This is a genomic window from Streptomyces toxytricini, assembly GCF_014649915.1.
In the GTDB taxonomy this organism is placed as follows: Bacteria; Actinomycetota; Actinomycetes; order Streptomycetales; family Streptomycetaceae; genus Streptomyces; species Streptomyces toxytricini.
In genome coordinates this window covers 24,782-42,020 of the sequence record NZ_BMTY01000027.1, presented here as the reverse complement: position 1 = coordinate 42,020, position 17,239 = coordinate 24,782, and the positions used below count along the sequence as shown (strand labels likewise).

The 17,239-nt window shown below is 75.5% G+C and carries 16 protein-coding genes and 1 pseudogene; 5 read left to right on the top strand and 12 right to left on the bottom strand.

The genetic code is table 11. The features are described from left to right. The first annotated feature begins 54 nt into the window (after window positions 1-54). Complete coding sequence (locus IE170_RS28415) at window positions 55-1,248, top strand: amidase (RefSeq protein WP_189812330.1); 1,194 nt, start codon at window positions 55-57, stop codon at window positions 1,246-1,248. 213 nt (window positions 1,249-1,461) lie between these two features. Here the strand turns inward: IE170_RS28415 and IE170_RS28410 are convergent, their stop codons facing one another. The 5 genes from IE170_RS28410 to IE170_RS28390 all read right to left on the bottom strand — a co-directional run bounded on the left by IE170_RS28410 (window position 1,462) and on the right by IE170_RS28390 (window position 6,152). Then, window positions 1,462-3,036, bottom strand: coding sequence for an amidase (locus IE170_RS28410; protein WP_229885242.1), 1,575 nt, complete (start codon window positions 3,034-3,036; stop codon window positions 1,462-1,464). Then, window positions 3,033-4,289 carry an MAB_1171c family putative transporter gene (locus tag IE170_RS28405; protein WP_189812329.1) on the bottom strand — a complete coding sequence of 419 codons (1,257 nt, stop codon included), beginning with the start codon at window positions 4,287-4,289 and terminating at the stop codon, window positions 3,033-3,035. The genes IE170_RS28410 and IE170_RS28405 overlap by 4 nt, the downstream gene beginning before the upstream one ends. 14 nt (window positions 4,290-4,303) lie before the next feature. Then, window positions 4,304-4,849 (bottom strand): hypothetical protein, encoded by a 546-nt coding sequence (locus tag IE170_RS28400; protein WP_223855757.1) that lies wholly within the window; start codon window positions 4,847-4,849, stop codon window positions 4,304-4,306. 36 nt (window positions 4,850-4,885) lie between these two features. After that, complete coding sequence (locus IE170_RS28395; protein ID WP_189812328.1) at window positions 4,886-5,374, bottom strand: helix-turn-helix domain-containing protein; 489 nt, start codon at window positions 5,372-5,374, stop codon at window positions 4,886-4,888. Window positions 5,375-5,525: 151 nt separating this feature from the next. Then, on the bottom strand, window positions 5,526-6,152 hold the full coding sequence (locus tag IE170_RS28390) for a hypothetical protein (protein ID WP_189812327.1): 627 nt from the start codon (window positions 6,150-6,152) through the stop codon (window positions 5,526-5,528). 373 nt (window positions 6,153-6,525) lie between these two features. Between IE170_RS28390 and IE170_RS28385 the strand changes: the two genes are divergently transcribed. After that, window positions 6,526-8,079 carry a serine/threonine-protein kinase gene (locus tag IE170_RS28385; RefSeq protein ID WP_189812326.1) on the top strand — a complete coding sequence of 518 codons (1,554 nt, stop codon included), beginning with the start codon at window positions 6,526-6,528 and terminating at the stop codon, window positions 8,077-8,079. Window positions 8,080-8,086: 7 nt separating this feature from the next. Here the strand turns inward: IE170_RS28385 and IE170_RS28380 are convergent, their stop codons facing one another. Beyond that, window positions 8,087-9,037 carry a 5'-nucleotidase gene (locus IE170_RS28380; RefSeq protein ID WP_189812325.1) on the bottom strand — a complete coding sequence of 317 codons (951 nt, stop codon included), beginning with the start codon at window positions 9,035-9,037 and terminating at the stop codon, window positions 8,087-8,089. 142 nt (window positions 9,038-9,179) lie between these two features. Here IE170_RS28380 and IE170_RS28375 point away from each other — a divergent pair. Then, window positions 9,180-9,948 (top strand): annotated as a pseudogene (locus tag IE170_RS28375) (ATP-grasp domain-containing protein). 144 nt (window positions 9,949-10,092) lie between these two features. Continuing rightward, on the top strand, window positions 10,093-12,648 hold the full coding sequence (locus tag IE170_RS28370) for a galactose oxidase family protein (RefSeq protein ID WP_223855758.1): 2,556 nt from the start codon (window positions 10,093-10,095) through the stop codon (window positions 12,646-12,648). Window positions 12,649-12,660: 12 nt separating this feature from the next. Here IE170_RS28370 and IE170_RS28365 read toward each other — a convergent pair whose 3' ends face one another. The 4 genes from IE170_RS28365 to IE170_RS28350 form a co-directional block, all read right to left on the bottom strand. After that, window positions 12,661-13,233 carry a TetR/AcrR family transcriptional regulator gene (locus IE170_RS28365; protein WP_229885241.1) on the bottom strand — a complete coding sequence of 191 codons (573 nt, stop codon included), beginning with the start codon at window positions 13,231-13,233 and terminating at the stop codon, window positions 12,661-12,663. Window positions 13,234-13,241: 8 nt separating this feature from the next. After that, window positions 13,242-13,778 carry a hypothetical protein gene (locus IE170_RS28360; RefSeq protein ID WP_189812323.1) on the bottom strand — a complete coding sequence of 179 codons (537 nt, stop codon included), beginning with the start codon at window positions 13,776-13,778 and terminating at the stop codon, window positions 13,242-13,244. 75 nt (window positions 13,779-13,853) lie between these two features. Continuing rightward, window positions 13,854-14,558, bottom strand: a complete 705-nt coding sequence (locus tag IE170_RS28355) for a hypothetical protein (RefSeq protein ID WP_189812322.1) — start codon at window positions 14,556-14,558, stop codon at window positions 13,854-13,856. Between the two features lie 88 nt (window positions 14,559-14,646). Then, on the bottom strand, window positions 14,647-15,801 hold the full coding sequence (locus IE170_RS28350) for an MFS transporter (RefSeq protein WP_223855800.1): 1,155 nt from the start codon (window positions 15,799-15,801) through the stop codon (window positions 14,647-14,649). 313 nt (window positions 15,802-16,114) lie between these two features. On the opposite strand from IE170_RS28350, the gene IE170_RS28345 reads away from it, so the two are divergent. Further along, window positions 16,115-16,408, top strand: a complete 294-nt coding sequence (locus tag IE170_RS28345; RefSeq protein ID WP_189812321.1) for a hypothetical protein — start codon at window positions 16,115-16,117, stop codon at window positions 16,406-16,408. Between the two features lie 54 nt (window positions 16,409-16,462). On the opposite strand, the gene IE170_RS28340 is transcribed toward IE170_RS28345, so the two are convergent. Then, the gene (locus tag IE170_RS28340) at window positions 16,463-16,699 is read right to left on the bottom strand and encodes a hypothetical protein (RefSeq protein WP_189812320.1); all 237 of its coding nucleotides are present in this window, start codon (window positions 16,697-16,699) and stop codon (window positions 16,463-16,465) included. 95 nt (window positions 16,700-16,794) lie between these two features. Further along, on the bottom strand, window positions 16,795-17,154 hold the full coding sequence (locus IE170_RS28335) for a peptidoglycan-binding domain-containing protein (RefSeq protein WP_189812319.1): 360 nt from the start codon (window positions 17,152-17,154) through the stop codon (window positions 16,795-16,797). Window positions 17,155-17,239 lie beyond the last annotated feature (85 nt).

Sequence of the window (17,239 nt, the reverse complement as noted above, 5' to 3'; positions counted from 1 at the left end):
CGACCCTTTCACACGTCGTGGCCGTTCCGCCCGCCGACCGGCGATCATGGGGGAATGCGTACCCGCCACCATCACCCCTCCCCGGCCGGCGACGAGTTCGCGCGGCTGTCCGCGTGTGCGACCGCCGCGGCCGTCAACGACCGGCAGGTGTCGGCGCGGGAGGTCGTGGCCGCCGCGCTGGAGCGGGTTCGGGAGCGCGACGGGCGGCTGCGGGCGTTCACCGCGGTATGGGACGAGGTGGCGGCCCGGCACGCCGACGCCGTCGACCGGCGGGTCCGGGCCGGTGAACGGCTGCCGCTGGCCGGGGTGCCGCTGGCGGTCAAGGGCACCGAGGGGCTGGAGTCCCTCCAGACGGCGCGGCTGGTCGCCGCGGGGTGCGTGCCCGTCGGCGCGACCTCCACCCCCGGCCGGGGCACCAGCTGGCAGACGTACGGCGCCACCGACCGCGGTGCCACCCTCAACCCGTTCGACCCGCGGTGGAGCCCGGGCGGTTCGAGCGCCGGGTCGGCCGTGGCGGTGGCCGCGGGTATGGTGCCGCTGGCCACCGGGAGCGACGGGGCGGGATCGGTGCGCATCCCGGCGGCCTGGTGCGGCGTCATCGGCCTGAAGCCGACCAACGGCCTGGTGCCGGCCCGTGACCGGGCCGGCCTGAACGTCGCCGGCCCGCTCGCCCGGCACCCCCAGGACGCCGCCGCCTACGTGTACGCGCTCACCGGCACGCCCCCGCCGGACCGCGGCACGGGACGCCCGCTGCGCACGGCCTGGTCGGCGACGCTCGGGTTCGCGGCGACGGAGCCGGCCGTGGCGCGCACGGCTCGGGCGTACCTCGGGGCACTCGCGCGCGCCGGTGCGGTCGAGTGCGTCGGTGTGCCGGTCGTCCTGCCGGATCCGGCGGCGTGCTGGGAGGCGCTGCGCGGACGCGCGGCCGGCGCCGACTCCGACGCCGCGCGTGCCGCGCACCGCACCCGCGCCGCCCTCGGCCGGGCCCTCGACGCCGTGTTCGCGGAGGCGGAGTTGGTGGCCACGCCGACGACGCCGAACGCCCCGCACGGCCACGACGGCCCCGGAGACACCCTCAGCGTGGCGCTGACGTGGGCGTTCAACATCAGCGGCCATCCGGCCGTCAGCCTGCCGGCCGGGTTCACGCCGGCGGGCGAGCCGGTCGGCCTGCACCTCGTGGCGCGCCCGCACCGCGAGGCGGACCTCCTCGCCGTGGCGGCCGCCGCCACCCGCACGGCCCCTGCCTGAGGCCGACCGGAGCCCGTCCGGTGGGCCGAACGGCGGCAGTTCGGGCACGACTCGGTGCCCGCGGTGGACCGGAACCCGACCGCGGGGACTATGATGATGATCGCAGGGCCCGGGTACCGTATCCCCCGTCGGTATCCGGGCCCTGCATGCTTGTAAGGGCTCGCCCCGCCCCACCCCCGTGGGGGCAGAGCGAGCCCGGTCATGGGCGCCCGGTCACGTGGTGTACGCGGGCGGTCGGACCGGCGCGGGCAGCTGCCGCGCCAGGTGCTTTGCGACGTCGACGACGGTCCGGTCCGCGAGGTACGGGCCGATGATCTGCACGGCCAGCGGCAGCCCGCCGGGCGTGCGCCCCGCCGGCATGACGACGGCCGGGAGCTTGACGTGGCCGGCCAGGTTCAGCCAGGCCGTCTGGTCGAAGTACGGCCGCTTCTCGCCGTCGACGGTGATGTACCGGTCCGGAAGGGGCGTCGCCGTCTGGTCGTCGACGGCCGGGGCCGGGACGGCCGGCGTGATGAGGACGTCGTGGGTGGTGAAGTAGTCGGCCCAGCGGGCGCGGAGCTTCTCGCGGTCCTCGTTCGCCCGCAGCCAGTCGCGGTGCCGCATGGTGCGCGAGTGCAGGAAGAGGCCCCTGGGGTCATCGGCGGGGATCTTCTCGGCGGCCTCGACGTCCGCGGCGAAGCCCTCGTCGGTGGCGGTGGCGCTGGCGGTGGCGAACATGAGGCGCTGGAAGAGCCGGTCGCTGGCGGGAAGGTCGACGGGCCGGGCCGTGTCGTCGACGGCGGCGCCGGCGGCGCGCAGGAGGGCGGCGATGCCGTCGAGGCACCGGCGGACGGTGTCGTCGACGCGGCAGTACGGGTCGTCCTGCCAGATGCCGACCCGGTAGTCCGCGAGGCGGCCGCGGCGCGGCCCGGGGAGGTCGATGCGCCAGGCGGCGGCCTCCGCGGGCGCGGGGGCGGCCAGCACGTCGAGGAGGACCGCGAGGTCGTCGGCGCTCCGGGCGATGGGGCCGATGGTGAGCATGTCCGAGGTGGACAGCCAGCCCGGCGGCCGCGGGATGTGGCCGCGGGTGGGGACGATGCCGCCGCTGGGGCGGAGGGCGTACACGCCGCAGTAGGCGGCGGGCAGGCGCAGCGAGCCGGCGAGGTCCGAGCCGACCTCCAGGCTGGTCATCCCGGAGGCGACGGCGGCGGCGGGGCCGCCGGAGGAGCCGCCGGCGGTCTTCGTGTCGTCGTACGGGTTCTTCGTCGTGCCGAAGACCGGGTTGGAGGTCTGGAGGTCCTGGCACATGACGGGGACGTTGGTCTTGCCGACGATGACGGCGCCGGCGGCGCGCAGGCGGGCGACCGCGTCGGCGTCCCGGTCGGGGACGTGTCCGGCGAGGTCGGGTGAGCCGCTGGTGCTGCGCAGGCCCTTCGTTTCGAGGGCGTCCTTGACGGTGACGGGCAGTCCGTGGAGGGCGCCGAGGGTCTTGCCGGTGCGGGCGAGGTGGCGGTCGGCGGCGTCGGCGGCGGCGCGGGCGCCTTCGGCGTCGAGGGTGACGACGGCGTTGAGGCCGGGGTTGGCGGTCTCGATGTGCCGGAGGTACTGCTCCAGCAGGGCCCGGCTGGTGGTGTCGCGCCGGCGCAGGGCGGTGAGCTGTTCGCGCGCCGGAGCCAGGTGGAGGTCGGGGCGCGGGTGCCCCGGATTGCCCGCGGGGCCGCGGGAGCGGGCCGAGGCGGACAGGGCGGCCATGGACGCGGCCGCGGCGACGGCGGTCGAGGCGAGGAGCAGGGTGCGGCGGAGGATCACGGGCGGGCTCCCGGGGTGGCGCTGCCGGCGGTGCCGGCGTCGGTGGTGTCGGCGGCGGCGCGGGCGGCGGTGCGGCCGCCGCGCGGCGCGGGCGGGGTGAAGTGGGCGGCGACGCGCTGGAGGTGGCGCAGCTCGTCCTCGGTGGTGGCGAGCGGCAGGTCGGCGTCGGCGTATTCGGCGGGGGCCTCGACGGGGTCGCCCGCGGCGTGCCGGTCGAGGGCGGCGCGGATCTGGTCGGCGGTGACGGCAGCGGCGAGTTCGGCGCCGGCGAGTCCGGCGGCGGAGCGGCGGGCCTCGGCTTCGGCGCGGACGGCGGGGTCGAGGTAGCGGCGCATCAGCTTCTGGCCCTGGCGGATCTCGACGCGGCGGCGCAGCAGCGGGAAGTGGGCGCTGCGGCCGCGCAGGACGTCGCGGCCCTGCCCGGACGGGCGGCGCAGGGTGATGCCGGGGTCGGCCTGGTCGAGCGCGGCCCACAGGGCGGCGAGGCGGCGGTGGCGCAGGTGGGCGGTGGCCCAGTCGCGGACGCCGGCGGCCCGCAGGGCGACGGTGGGGACCAGGTAGCCGATCTGGGTGAGGGTGGCGCCGATGTCGCCGCAGGCCCAGGCGAAGCCGTTGAGGTGGCTGACGCTGAACCCGGTCTCCGCACCGATGATCGCGGCGATGCGGATGCCGCTGTAGCCGAGGGTGATGACGGCGCCGACGGTGACGATCCGCAGGCTGAAGGCGATGGACCGGTCGGCGGCGGTGCGGGCGTACCTCCAGCAGGAGACTGCAAGGTAGGTTTCGGCGGCGCTGTAGACGCCGAAGTACAGCAGTACGTACGCCTGGAAGACGGGGTCGTGCGCGTAGTACAGGGAGAAGTCGGTGGGCCGGGTGGAGGCCGGGGTGAGCGAGGCGAACAGGACCGCCATGGCGGCGATGACGCCGCCGGCGGCGGCGAGGAGGCCGCGGCTGCGGCGGCGGGCCTCGGCGGGCGGCTTCGACCAGTGGGCGAGCACGGTCGCCTGGAGGGCGAGGACGACGATGACGAAGCCCTGGGCGATGGGCACGACGATGTTCGGGACGCCGAAGAACCCGTCGACGCGGATCCACACCGGGGTGAGGGACACGGCGTAGCTGAGGGCGGAGAAGCCGTAGGTGAAGGCGAGGGCGACGAGCGCGGGGTCGCGGCGGCGCCTGCCCAGGTCGCGCGCCAGGATCAGGAATCCGGTGCCGGCGATGGCCAGGCACAGCGGGTGGAGGATGTCTTTCACGGGGCCCTGTTCGGTCAGCGCAGCAGCGTGCGGGCTATCGGGTCGGCTTCCCGGATGCCGTGCGGACGGGATGCGCTCACGTGTTCCTGGAGGAGGGAGCCGAGCATTTCGGCTTCGAACTCCTCCGGCTCGTGGTACCGGGTCCTCCCGAGGACGAGCTGGACCGTTGCCGGGTCGATGTCGGTGATGAGGCCGCCGAGGCTGCCCGCGTCGACGGCCGCGCCGCCGCGGTGGCGCCCCAGCATGTGGCCGAACTCGTGGCCGACGATGATCTCGGCGTGGGCGCGGCTGATGGCGGTGTCGTAGAAGACGTAGTCGGTGTCGCCGGTGGCCAGCCAGAGGCCGCACGGGGCGGACGAGTCGAGGGAGTCGGGGTCGGCGGGGTCCGAGACGAAGGGCATGAGCCGGATGGTGCGGCCCAGGCGGTCCTCCATGAACGGCACCAGGTCCAGGACGCTGTCCACCTCGGGCAGGCCGAGGCCTTCGACGAACTCCCGGCTGCGGCGCTCGACTTCGTCGGCCGCGCTGCGGGTTCCGCCCTTACGACGGCTGAGCCACATGGAGCTTCCCCTTCTCCCGGAGACACCGGTCGCCGGTCACGGCAGGTCCCTTGCGGGGTCGTCGGTCAGGCCTTCCTCTTTGCGTACGGCTTCGAGTGCCGCCAGCACCTTGCGCTGGCCGGCGGCGGAGACGCCCATGGCGCGCAGGGCGATCTGCTCGACGCCGTTCTCCTTCAGTTTGCGGAGGATCTCGAACTGCGTGGCGACCTTCCGCGTGACCTCGTCCTCGACGAAGTAGGCGGCCTCCACGCCGAAGAAGCGGGCGAGGAGCGGCACCATGGTGATGGTCGGGGTGCGCTTGCCCGCACGGAGCAGGCTGATGTGGGACCGGGTGTAGCTGTCCTCCCCGTACGAGGAGATGGTGCGGGCCACGTGCGCGTTGGTGTACTCCTCGGCGCCGGGCGGCCGTACGCGGTCGAAGAGGAAGTTCAGGCGGTCGCTGAAGGTGGAGCCGGGGCCGGGGACCGGAACGGGTCCTCGCCTGGCCGGCTCCGGTGCTTCGGGTCCTTCTGCGGGATCCGCCACGGGGAACTGCCTCCTTCCGCCGGGCGTAACTATAGTTGACGCCCGCCGTGCGTAACTATAGTTGACGGACGCGGAAGCGGAAGCCCCGTTCTGCGACGGGCCGTTCGCCCGGAGCGGAGCGCGAAGGGAGTCCGGCGCGGCCGTGCCGGTGCTACGGGCGCGGCGGCCGGGGCGGGTTCACGACTTCCGCGGGCCGCGCCTCGCTCCAGTAGACGTCGAGCATGGTGCGCAGCGGAACCTGCTCCTGCTCGGCGCCGACCGGCACGGTCAGTGCGTCCAGCATCCGCCACAGCTCGTGGTCGCCCGGGCCGGCGGCGGCGCCCTCCCGGGCGTGTGCCGCCTGGTGCCGGTGGACGGCGAGGGCGAGCCTGCGGAGCGTCTCGCGCTGCTCCTGCGCGACGCGGTGGTTGGCGGAGCGGTTCACCGAGCGCTGCACCCTGCCCAGTTCGGAGATGGCCCGCTGGATCATCTGGTGGAAGTTGGCGGCCCGCTTGCGCCAGCTCTCGTACTCGGCGCGGGTGGCGAACCACTCCCGCTTGCCCTCCTCGCCGCGGGCGAAGCACTGCGTCTGGAAGAGGTCGCGCTCCGCCTTGCGCTTGCGCAGCACGTTGCCGGTGCGCTGGTGGACGTTGGCGATGATGTCGTACGTGCGGGCCAGGTTGTCCGGGTGGGTGAGGGCCGCCCACACCTCGGGCTTGCGGGCCGGGGGGTGGGCGTTCGCCACGATCAGGTCTTCGTACTCCTTGTCCTCGAGAGCGGCGATGTCTCGGGCGTCCATCAACGGGCCTCCAAGCCGGTGGCGGGCGGTGCACCCATGGTGACGGAATGTTCCGCTCCCGGTGGCGGAATACCGGCACCAGCCCCGGGGCACCGGGGCCGCCGGACCAGCGCGGACACGCAGAAGGCCCCGGTCTCCCTTCGGGAGGCCGGGGCCTTGGCAGAGCGCTGGGCAGGCCTTGCACCTGCATCCCCCCACAGGAAGTGGGGTGCCTTTCCTTGGACCACCAACGCAGATCCCGCCACCGCTGTCACGGCGCGGGCTCGACACCAACTCTACCGCACCGCAGGCGGTGTTCCGCACCCCTGCGGGACGCGACCGCGGGGGCCTCCCTGGTGGCGGCGGTGTCGGCGCAGGCCCTCATACTGGGCGCATGGAACGGATCGGGGGGTACGGCGTCGAGCGCAAGCTCGGCGAGGGCGGCATGGGAACGGTCTACCTGGCGCGTTCCCGCGGTGGCCGGCTGGTGGCCGTGAAGGTGGCCCGGCCGGAGCTCGCCGCGGACCCCGCGTTCCGGGAGCGCTTCCGGGCCGAGGTGGCCGCCGCGCGCCGGGTGGGCGGCTTCCACACCGCCCAGGTGGTCGACGCCGACGTCGACGGCGACCCGCCGTGGCTGGCGACCGCGTACGTGGCGGGGCCGACGCTCGCCGCCCGGCTCACCGCCGGCGGGCCGATGGACGAGGCGGCGCTGCGCACCCTCGCGGCGGCGCTGGCCGAGGCGCTGGAGGCCATCCACGGCTGCGGCCTGGTCCACCGCGACCTCAAGCCGGGCAACATCGTGATGGCCGACGACGGCCCGCGCGTCCTCGACTTCGGCATCGCGCGGGCCCTGGAGTCCACCCGGATGACCGCGACGGGCACGGCCTTCGGCACGCCGGGCTACCTGGCGCCCGAGCAGGCCCTGGGCCACGACGTCACCGGCGCGGCGGACGTGTTCGCGCTCGGGGCGGTGCTGGTCGCCTCGGCGGGCGGCAGCGCCTGGGGCGAGGGCACCCCGATGGGCCTGATGTACCGGTCGGTGCACGAGCCGCCGAACCTCGACGCCGTACCGGAGGGACTGCGTCCCGTGGTTGCGGCGTGCCTGGCGAAGGACCCGGCCGAGCGGCCGACGCCGTCGGCGCTGCTGGACCTGCTGACCGGGGAGGGCGCGCCGGCGCCCGCGGACCCCGCCGCTCCCGGCTGGACTCCGACGGTGAGCGCACCCGCGACGCCCCCGCCGTCGGATGTACCGGCGTCCCTCGCTCCCCAGACGCCCCCCACACCCCCGTCGGCGGAGGCCGTACCGGCGCCGCTCGCCCCCCGCACACCGCCGCCGGCCGCCGTACCGGCGTCCCTGGCGCCCCGGACGCCCCCGCCGCTGCCCGCGCAGGCTCCGGCCGCAGCGTACGCCCCGGTGGCGGGCGGCGTGCCGTCCACGCCGTACCCGCCGCAGCCGGTGCCGCCACTCCCCCACGGCATGCCGCCGGTCCCGGCCGCCGCGCCGGCCGTCCCGGGGGCGGCTCCCCTCCTCGCTCCGGAGTTCGTGGTCGCCGACCGCCGGAACAGCGTGGTCTGCGACGGTTCGGGTGTCGTCTTCGAAGTGGAGGGCGTGGAGGCGGACTTCGCGTGGGACGAACTCGCGGGGATCACCTACGGGCCGGGCCACCGCGGCAGCCACCTCGTCGTGACGGTCCGGCTGCACGACGGCACCACGTACTCCTGCCAGGTCCACAACCGGCGTGCCGTCCGCATCCAGGAGTGGCTGGCGCAGCTGCACGCGGTGGTCTCCCACTACCTCGGGCCGCGGCTCGGCCCCGCGCCCGCTCCGTATGGGGCCGGCCCCGCCCCGTGGGGCACCCGGGGGGCCGGCTCGGCCGGCTTCGGCACCCCGTACTCCGGCCCCGGCCCCGCCGCCCCGGGCGGATTCGGCCCGCCGCCGCCCCGGTGACGGCCGCTCAGGCTCCGGGGAGTTCGTTCACGGCGCCGAAGGGGACGTGGACGCTCGGGGTGCCGGCGGCCGTCCCGCTGAGGTGGGTGACCTGGTCGTCGAAGAAGATGTGCGGGCGCAGGGCGGCGATGACGCCCGACTTGTCCACCCCGCCGAGGAAGAACGCCTCGTTCACCCGGACTCCCCAGTCCTTCAGGCTGCGGACGGCCCGCTCGTGCGTGGGCGCGTTCCGCGCGGTGACCAGGGAGACGTGGACGCGCGGCCGGTAGCCGGGGTCGGTGCGCCGGACCTCTTCCTCGCGCTGCTGGATGCGGTTGACGCCGGCGAGGAAGTTCCGCAGCGGGCCGGGGTCGAGCGGGACGGCGGCGTTGCCCACCTCGTGGGCGCGGAAGCCGTCGAGGCCGCCGGTGCGGAAGACGCGCTCGGAGCTGTCGTCGGCGAGGACCCCGTCGAAGTCGAACGCGATGCGCAGCTCGGGGTCGTCGGCGGGGTCGGCGCCGTCCCCTCCGGCCGAGGCGAGGACGTGTCCGGCGGGCAGGCCGGCGGCGACCGCGTCGCGGACGTCCTGCCCGTTGGCGGAGAGGAACAGCGACATGTTCAGGGCCTGCATGAAGGGGTGGCCGGGGCGGCCCTGCCGGAAGACGGCCCGGGTGATGGGCAGGCCGTGCGCCTGGACGGACCGCATGACGCGCAGCCCGGTGTCCGGGTCGTTGCGGGACAGGACGATGACCTCGACGAGGGGGTCCTCGGGGTTGTCGGCCAGGTCGTTGAGGGCGAGGAGGCGGCGGACGAAGGGGAAGGCGACGCCCTTGCCGAGGGTCCGGTCGAGGTGCTCCTCCTGGTGCCTGCGGTAGGCCTCCTCGCCGTCGTGCCGGAAGACCGCGTCGGACTCGGCCAGGTCGAACAGGGCGCTGGAGGCGATCCCGACCACCAGGCGCCGGGACAGGTCGTACTTCATGACGCCCCTTTCGCACGTGCGTGCCAGTCTCGCAGGTGCCGGCGGCGGGGCGAAAACCGCGGGCGGGCGGCGTGTACGGGTCCGTAGGCTCGGCTGCGTGAACCGCCGTACCGATCCCGCCCGGCTCCGCCCGGCCCTCGTCCTGCCGACGCCCCGCACCTCGACCGCCGAGCTCCTCGGCCGGGCCGCGGCGTGGCGCGGCTTCGACGTCCTCGCGCGTCCGGAGCCGCCTCCCCCGGGGGCTCCGGTGCACTGGTACGGCGGCCCCCGCGCGGCAGACCGGGTCGCCGCAGGGCTGGGCCTCGGGCTGCTGGAGCCGGCGGACGGATGGCTGACCGGGCTGCCGTACGCACTGCTGCGGCGGCGGGTCCGGCTGACGACGCTGGCGGAGGCCCGCGCGCTGCCCGGGCCGTGCTTCGTCAAGCCGCCGTCGGCGAAGATCGAGGCGCTGCCGGCGGCGGTGTACGGGCGCCTCGGGCACGGGCGGGGCCCGGCTGCCGGGGCCCGAGGCCCTCGACGGCGCGACGCCCGTGCTCGTCTGCCCGGTCGTGGAGTTCGCCGCCGAGTACCGGCTGTTCGTCCTCGACGGGGAGGTGGCGGCTGGCAGCCGGTACGCCGTGTACGGGCGCCTCGACCCGGAGGCGCTGGACGCGGGGGCCCGCGCGTTCGGCCGGGAGGTGCTGGACGCGGCGGCGGACACGCTCCCGAGTGCGGTGTGCGTGGACGTGGGCCGGCTCGCCGACGGCACGTGGGCGGTGGTGGAGGCCAACATGCCGTGGTTCGCGCACTGCTACGCGGCCGAGCCGGAACGCGTGCTGGACGTGGTGCTGCGTGCGGCCGGGCCGCGGGAGCGCGTACGCGGCCGGGACGCGCGGTTCCTGCGTGCCGCAGGTGACCCGGCAGACTCCTGAGGTGTGAGGGGCGGCCGCGAGCCCGGGGGGTGCGCGGCCCGGCCGAGCTGCGCGCTTTCTCGCCAACCCACCTGATTCCGAGCGCCGTTGGAGTGGGGCTGACCTATGTTCTGAGGGTATGCCGGTCCGCCCCAGGAGGTCTGCTTGCCGTCCGGACGCACCCGTGCCCTCGACCGGCTGCGCGCGCTGCGCCGGTCTTCCCTGCTGATCGCCTTCGCCCTCGGCTCGCTGCTGGTGGGCCTGACGCCCCTGTTCGGGGTGGCCAGTCCGGCGCCGGGGGCGCCCGCGCCCCGGCCTGCGCCGGTTCCGTTCGAGCAGCAGACGGCGATGCAGGCACCGCACCACCCCGTGGTTCCGGCGAACGCCCTGGAGCCGGCGGCGCCCGTCCTCGACCGGGCCGGGTGGACGGCCGCGGCGAGCGACGAGGAGACCACCGGGGAGAACGGCCGCGCGGCCAACGTCCTCGACGGCAGCGCCGCGACGATCTGGCACAGCAAGTGGTCCGGCACCGCTGCCCCGCTGCCGCACCGCATCACGGTCGACATGCACCGCACGGCGGTGGTCTCCGCGCTCGTCTACCAGCCGCGCAGCGACGGCGGCAACGGCCGCATCGGCGAGTACGCCGTCAACCTGAGCACGGACGGCCTGAGCTGGGGCAGCCCGGTCGCCACCGGGACCCTCGCGGACGACGGCAGCGCGAAGACGCTGGGCTTCGCCCCGCAGGGCGCCCGCTTCGTCCGGTTGACGGCGCTGACCGAGGCGGGCGGCCGCGGACCGTGGACGTCCGCGGCCGAGATCAACCTGCTGGGCGACCCCGGCACCCCCGCCGCCACCGTCGACCTGCCGCGGACCGGGTGGACGGCCGCGGCGAGCGACGAGGAGACCACCGGGGAGAACGGCCGCGCGGCCAACGTCCTCGACGGCGAGGCGTCCACGATCTGGCACAGCAGGTGGTCCGGCACGCCCGCGCCCCTGCCGCACAGCATCACCGTCGACATGCACCGCACGGCGGAGGTCTCCGCGCTCGTCTACCAGCCGCGGCAGGACTACGGCAACGGCCGGGCCGGCGCGTACACCGTCACCACCAGCACCGACGGCACCTCCTTCGGCGCGCCGGTGGCCTCCGGGACGTGGCGGGACGACGACACCGTCAAGACGGCCACCTTCACCCGCACCGCGAGCGCCCGCTTCGTGCGCCTGACCGTGACGACCGAGGCCGGAGCGCGGGGGCCGTGGACGTCGGCGGCGGAGATCCGGCTGAGCGGTCCTGCGAGCCCCGCCGCGCACGGCTCCTGGGGCCGGATCACCGGCTTCCCGCTGGTCCCGGTGGCCACGGCCGCGCTGCCCGGTGACAAGCTGCTGGCCTGGTCGGCGTACGCGGTGGACCGCTTCGGCGGCAGCAACGGCTACACGCAGACGGCGATCCTGGACCTGAGGACGGGCAGGGTCACCCAGCGGCGCATCGACAACACCGGCCACGACATGTTCTGTCCGGGCATAGCGATGCTCGCGGACGGCCGGGTCCTGGTCACCGGCGGCAGCAACGCGGAGAAGGCGAGCATCTACGACCCGGCCACGGACGAGTGGTCGGCGACCACCAGCATGAACATCGCCCGCGGCTACCAGGCCATGACGCTGCTGTCCACGGGTGAGGCGTTCGTGCTGGGCGGCTCCTGGAGCGGGGGCGGCGGCGATAGGGCCGGCGAGGTGTGGTCGCCGGACACCCGTACCTGGCGCAGGCTGCCGGGAGTCCCCGCGACGGCGGCGCTGACGGCCGACCCGGCGGGCCCGTACCGTGCGGACAACCACATGTGGCTGCACGCCACGTCGGGCGGGCGGGTGCTCCAACTGGGCCCCAGCCGTCAGATGAACTGGATCTCGACCGCGGGGGGCGGGAGCCTGAACCCGGCCGGCACCCGGGCCGACAGCCCGGACGCGATGAACGGCAACGCCGTCGCCTACGACGTCGGCAAGCTGCTGACGCTGGGCGGGGCCACCGCGTACGAGAACGCGCCGGCGACCCGGCGGGCGTACACGGTCGGCTTCGACGGCAGCGGCCGCGTGGAGGCCGCCCGCACCGGCGACATGGGGCACGCCCGCGCGTTCGGCAACAGCGTGGTCCTGCCGGACGGGAAGGTGGCCGTGTTCGGCGGGCAGGCCCGCCCGGTGCCGTTCAGCGACGCGACGTCCGTGCTGACGCCCGAGCTGTGGGATCCGGCGACGGGGAAGTTCACGCCGCTGGCGTCGATGGCCGTCCCGCGCAACTACCACAGCGTGGCGAACCTGCTGCCCGACGGGCGGGTCTTCTCGGGCGGCGGCGGGCTGTGCGGCGAGTGCGCGACGAACCACGCCGACGGGGCGGTGTTCACGCCGCCGTACCTGCTGAACCCGGACGGGACGCCGAAGGCGCGCCCGGCGATCACCGGCGGGGTGCCCGCGCGGGTCGCGGCGGGGGCGTCGCTCACGGTGGCCACGGAAGGCTCGGTGGCGTCGTTCGTCCTGATGCGGGCGGCGGCCGCGACGCACTCCACGGACAACGACCAGCGGCGGGTGCCGCTGGTGTCGGCGCCCGCGGGGGCCGGCTCGCACACGGTCTCCGTGCCGGCCGACAAGGGCGTGGTCCTGCCGGGCACCTACATGCTGTTCGCCCTCGACGCGCAGGGCGTCCCGAGCACGGCGAAGTTCGTGACCGTCCACTGAACCGGCGGCGGGTCACGGGCGGGGGGCGGTCCACAGGCGGGTGAGGAGGGTGCGCAGCGTTTCGGCGGTGCGGGCGGCGGGGAGCGCCGGGCGGGCCAGCGCCCACGCGTCGGCCGCGTCGAGCAGGGCGCGGGTCGCGGCCGTGAGGAGCTCGCGGTCGGCCAGGGGGTCGATCAGGCCGATGCGCAGGCCGTTGTCGACGACCCGGTCGGTCCAGCCTCCGTCGTCTCCGGTGCGGCCGGCCGCGGCGAGTACGGCCCGGTCGTCGGGGTGGTCGCGCAGGTGGGCGGAGAGGCGGGCCGTGCCGCCGGTGAGCTGCTCCCAGAACCGCCGTTCGTCGGCGGCGTCCTCCCAGGGGCCGAGGGCGGCCAGGGCGCGGGCGGCGGTGTCGGCGGCGACGGCGGCGAACAGGTCGTCCTTGCCGTCGAAGTAGTGGTAGGCCGAGGTCTTGGAGATGCCGGCGTCGGCGATGATCCGGTTGAAGGACGCCGCGTCCTTGCCGTCGCGGGCGAAGTGGCCGCGGGCGACGGCGAGGACGGCGGCCCGCGTCTCGGGGGGAAGCCGGTCGAAGCGGGGCAGGGGCACGGTGCACCTCACGGCGTACGGGGTTGCAGGGCGGCGGGGCGGCCGGCGGCGAGGCGGCGGTTGAGGCGGGCGGTCTCCGCCCAGTGCGCGGCCCACAGCAGCAGGGCCGCGACGGCGCCGGCGCGGCCGGCGGCGCCGGGCAGGAGCGAGACGATCTGGAGTCCGCACCAGGCGAACCCGACGGCTTGCCAACGGCGTACGGCAGCAGGCGCCGTGCGGCCGTCGGAGGCGAGGGACACGGCGACGGCGCGGACGATGAAGAAGTCCTCGGTGAAGTTGCAGGGGATGGCGAACATCCACCACACGGACCGCGGCGCCGCCGCCCGGGCGCGCGGCGGGACGAGGTGCAGGGTGCGCTGCAGGGACCGGCAGTACAGGGCGACCAGCCCGAAGAACACCGCGACGGCGGCGACGGCGCCGGGCAGTCCCGGCGCCGCGACCTCGCCGAGGACGCCGCTGCCCCACTCGGGCGCCCACAGGGGTTGCGTCAGCAGCACGGACACCAGGACCGTGCCGGCGGCCTTCACGACGGCGGTGGCTCTCACACCCGGGAGTGTACCGGTGGTACACCCTTCCGGTACACCCTCACGGCATCCCGTCGGAGGGTCACGCCGCGGCTGTCAGGAGACGGCGTACCACTGGCTGCCCCAGCCGGTGTTGATGGTGCTCGTGGACTGCTGCGACAGGTCCACCTTGGCGGGCAGCGAGGTCTGGCCGGTCAGGATCGTGCTGTAGCGCAGATTCGGCGGCGTGAGTCCGGCGTTGACGGAGATGCCGGCGCCGGTGGCCTTGAGGGTGAGGCCGTTGGTGGCCCAGGTGCCGTTGAGGAGCAGGGCGATGAAGTAGGTGCCGGGCTCGGCGGTGAACGGCTTCGCGAGCGGCAGCGGCTTGGCGATCGGGTCCGTCATCAGCTGCGGCGAGATGTCCGCGGTGGCGGCGCGCAGGGTGCCGGAGGCGTCGTACACGCCGAGGTAGCAGTCGGTGAGTGCGGCCTGCGGGTCGATCCCGGCGAGCCCGAGCCAGATGTTGGACCAGGTGATCCGCTCGTGGAGGACGAGCCGGACGAGGGTGACGCGGCCGCCGACGCCGCCCGTGGTCTGGGCCGTGACGTGGCCGGCGTCGTTCGGGTCGCCGGTCCAGGCGAGCAGGTTCTGGTCCTGCGGCAGGGGTTCCTGCACGGCACGCGGCCCCGGGGAGGCGGGCGCCGCGGCGGAGGCGGCCCCAGACGCGGCGGGCCGGTCGTCGTCGGGTGCGGCGGTGCACGCCGTGAGGACGAAGAGGGCGGTGAGCGCGGCGCAGAGGCCGGCGAGGCTACGGGTGTGCATGGTCTCCCCTGGGTTCGGACGACCGAGTGTACGAACCGGCCGGCGGACCCGAACCACCGTCCCCCTGCGCCCGCTTCGGGCGGTGCGCTCACCCCGTCCGGACGGGCCTGCGCAGCAGGTAGGCGGCGGCGGCCGCGACCAGGGCGCCCATGCAGGCGAGGAACACCAGCCCCGCGTTCTCCAGTCCGAGCGGCCCGGCCATGACGCCGACGCCGACGACGGGGACGGAGATGCCGGCGTACGCCACCACGAACAGCGAGGAGATGACGGCCGCGCGCCGGTCGGGCGGGGAGGCCCCGGCCACCGCCGACAGCGCCCCCCGGAACGACAGGCCCTGCCCGGCCCCGCCGACGAGCGCGCTCAGCACGACCAGGGCGAGGAGGTCCTGCCACAGGGCGGCGGCGAGCAGGGCCAGCCCGGCGAGGAGGGTGGCGCAGCCGAGTGGCAGGGAGCGCCGGACGCCGAGCCGGCCGGCGGCCAACTGCCCTGCGGTGGAGGCGAAGAACGCGAGGGCTACGACGAGGCCGCTGACGGCCCGGTCGTGGACGCCGAGGGACTGGGCCATGAAGGCGGGGCTGACGGACGTGAACACCCCGAACAGGGCGAAGCCGACGAAGGCGGCGGTCGCGGCGGGCGCGAACACCGTCCTGACCTGCCCCGGCACGCCGGGCCGCTGCGGCCGCACCGCCGACAGCGGCCTGCGCTCCCGTACGGTCTCCGGCAGGGCCCACAGCACGCCCGCGGACGCGGCGACCAGGACCAGGTGCACCGCGAACGGCAGGTGCAGCGGCCAGGGGCCGTACTCGGAGAGCAGGCCGGCGAGCAGCGGGCCGCAGCCGAGGCCGCCCATGTTGGCGGCCGTCGCGACGAAAGTGGCGCGGGAGGAGCCGCCCGGCGGGGCCAGTTCCAGGACGTACGCGGTGGCGGCGCCGGTGAACAGGCCGGCGGACAGCCCGGACAGGAGGCGGCCCGCGTACAGCCAGGGCATCGCGGTGGCGCAGAGGAAGCAGGCGGCGCTGGCGGCGGCGAGCGCGAGGCCGGTGAGCAGGACGGGCTTCCTGCCGACGGTGTCCGAGGCGTTGCCGGCGAGGAGGAGCACGCCGATGACGCCGACGGCGTACACGGCGAACACGACCGTGGTGATCAGCTCGTCGAAGCCGAACTCCTCCTGGTAGAGGCCGTAGAGCGGGGTGGGCAGGGTGGTGCCGGCCATGCAGACGGCGAACACTGCTCCGGCGAGCAGGCACGGCCGCCACCCGCCGCCGGGGGCGGAGGCGGACGTGGAGGCGGACTCGGGGTCGGGGGCGCCGGCCGGGCGGGCGTCCGTCACGGCGCGGGGCGGGGGCGGCAGGGGCGCATGGCCGCAACCATCCCCGCGGCGGGCCGGGCGTTCACGCAGGCGCACCGGGTCGGCCGCCGCCGGTCATCCTCTCGCGTCCGCGCCGGCGGACGCGCCGCGCGGGCAGGGGCGGCGCTGTCACACGAACGGGCGAAGACGTGACGAATCCCCGGTGTGGGGCGGGCGCCGCGCCGCACGGCCCGGTAGGACCGACCGCATGGTGAAGATCGAAGCGAACTGGCTGAGCCGGGCCTTCCTGTCGCTGCGGCGCGGGGCCTCGGCGGAGGCGCGGGAAGCGGCCCTGGAACTGCGCCCGTACACGGAGCGGCCCGGTCAGCGGGTGCCGGTTCCCGGCCCGACCCTGCTGCGCGCCGGTCTCGCGCTGCAGGACGAGGCCCGCAGGGCCGCCGTCCCGCACCGGCGCGAGAGCCTGCGACAGGAGGCCGCCGCCCTGATCGGCGACCGGCAGCGCACGGAGCCGCCGCCCCGCGGGGCGGCCCCGGCGGGCTGACCGCCCACCCCCGGGCCCTGCACGGCACGGCCCGGGGGCCGGGCCGGGCGGTGGCTAGTGGAGCGTCCAGGTGTACTTTCCGCCGCCCACCCAGCGGACCGCTTCCGGGTCGTCCAGGTCGTGGATGGTCAGGCCGGCGGACGCGGCGGTCAGGAGGACGTCGGTCATGGAGGTGGCCGTGCCGACCACCTCGCCGTCGACCTCGACGATGCGGAACGGCGGGTCGCCCGGCTGCACCCCGAGCACGACGATGCGCGGGGCGGAGATGTGGGGGCTGGTGCTCTCGGTCATACGGAACGGGTTCCACGCCGTCCCGCGGGCCAATCGGGGGATGCCGCTCCGTTCACCCGATCTCCCGCGCGCCCCGCGGACCGGCGCGGACCGGGTCAGCGCGGGTAGGGGTCGTAGCAGTCGGGGACCGGGTCGTAGAGGACGGCCCAGGTCTTGGCGCCGATGACGCCGTCCCGCGGGAGGCCGTGGCAGCCCTGGATCCACTTGATCTTGTCGAGGGTCTTGTTGCCGAAGATGCCGTCGACGGTCAGTTTCGGCACTCCGCCCCAGATGTTGGAGAGGCACTGCGCCTGTTTCACGGACGCCCCCGTACTGCCCTTCTTCAGGACCGGCCGGTGGCTCGCCGAGGTGTACGTGCACCCGCCGGGCGCGGCGCTCGCGGAGGGTGCCCCGGCGCCGAGCACTGCGGCGGCCAGGGCGGCGGCGGTGAGGAGGGAGGCGGTCCGGCGGTTCATGGCGGTTCCTCTCGGTAGGCCCCAGCCCGGCGGTGGCGCTGGGTGACAGGTCCGTGACTCTACGGAGGGGCGGTCTGCCTGTCGA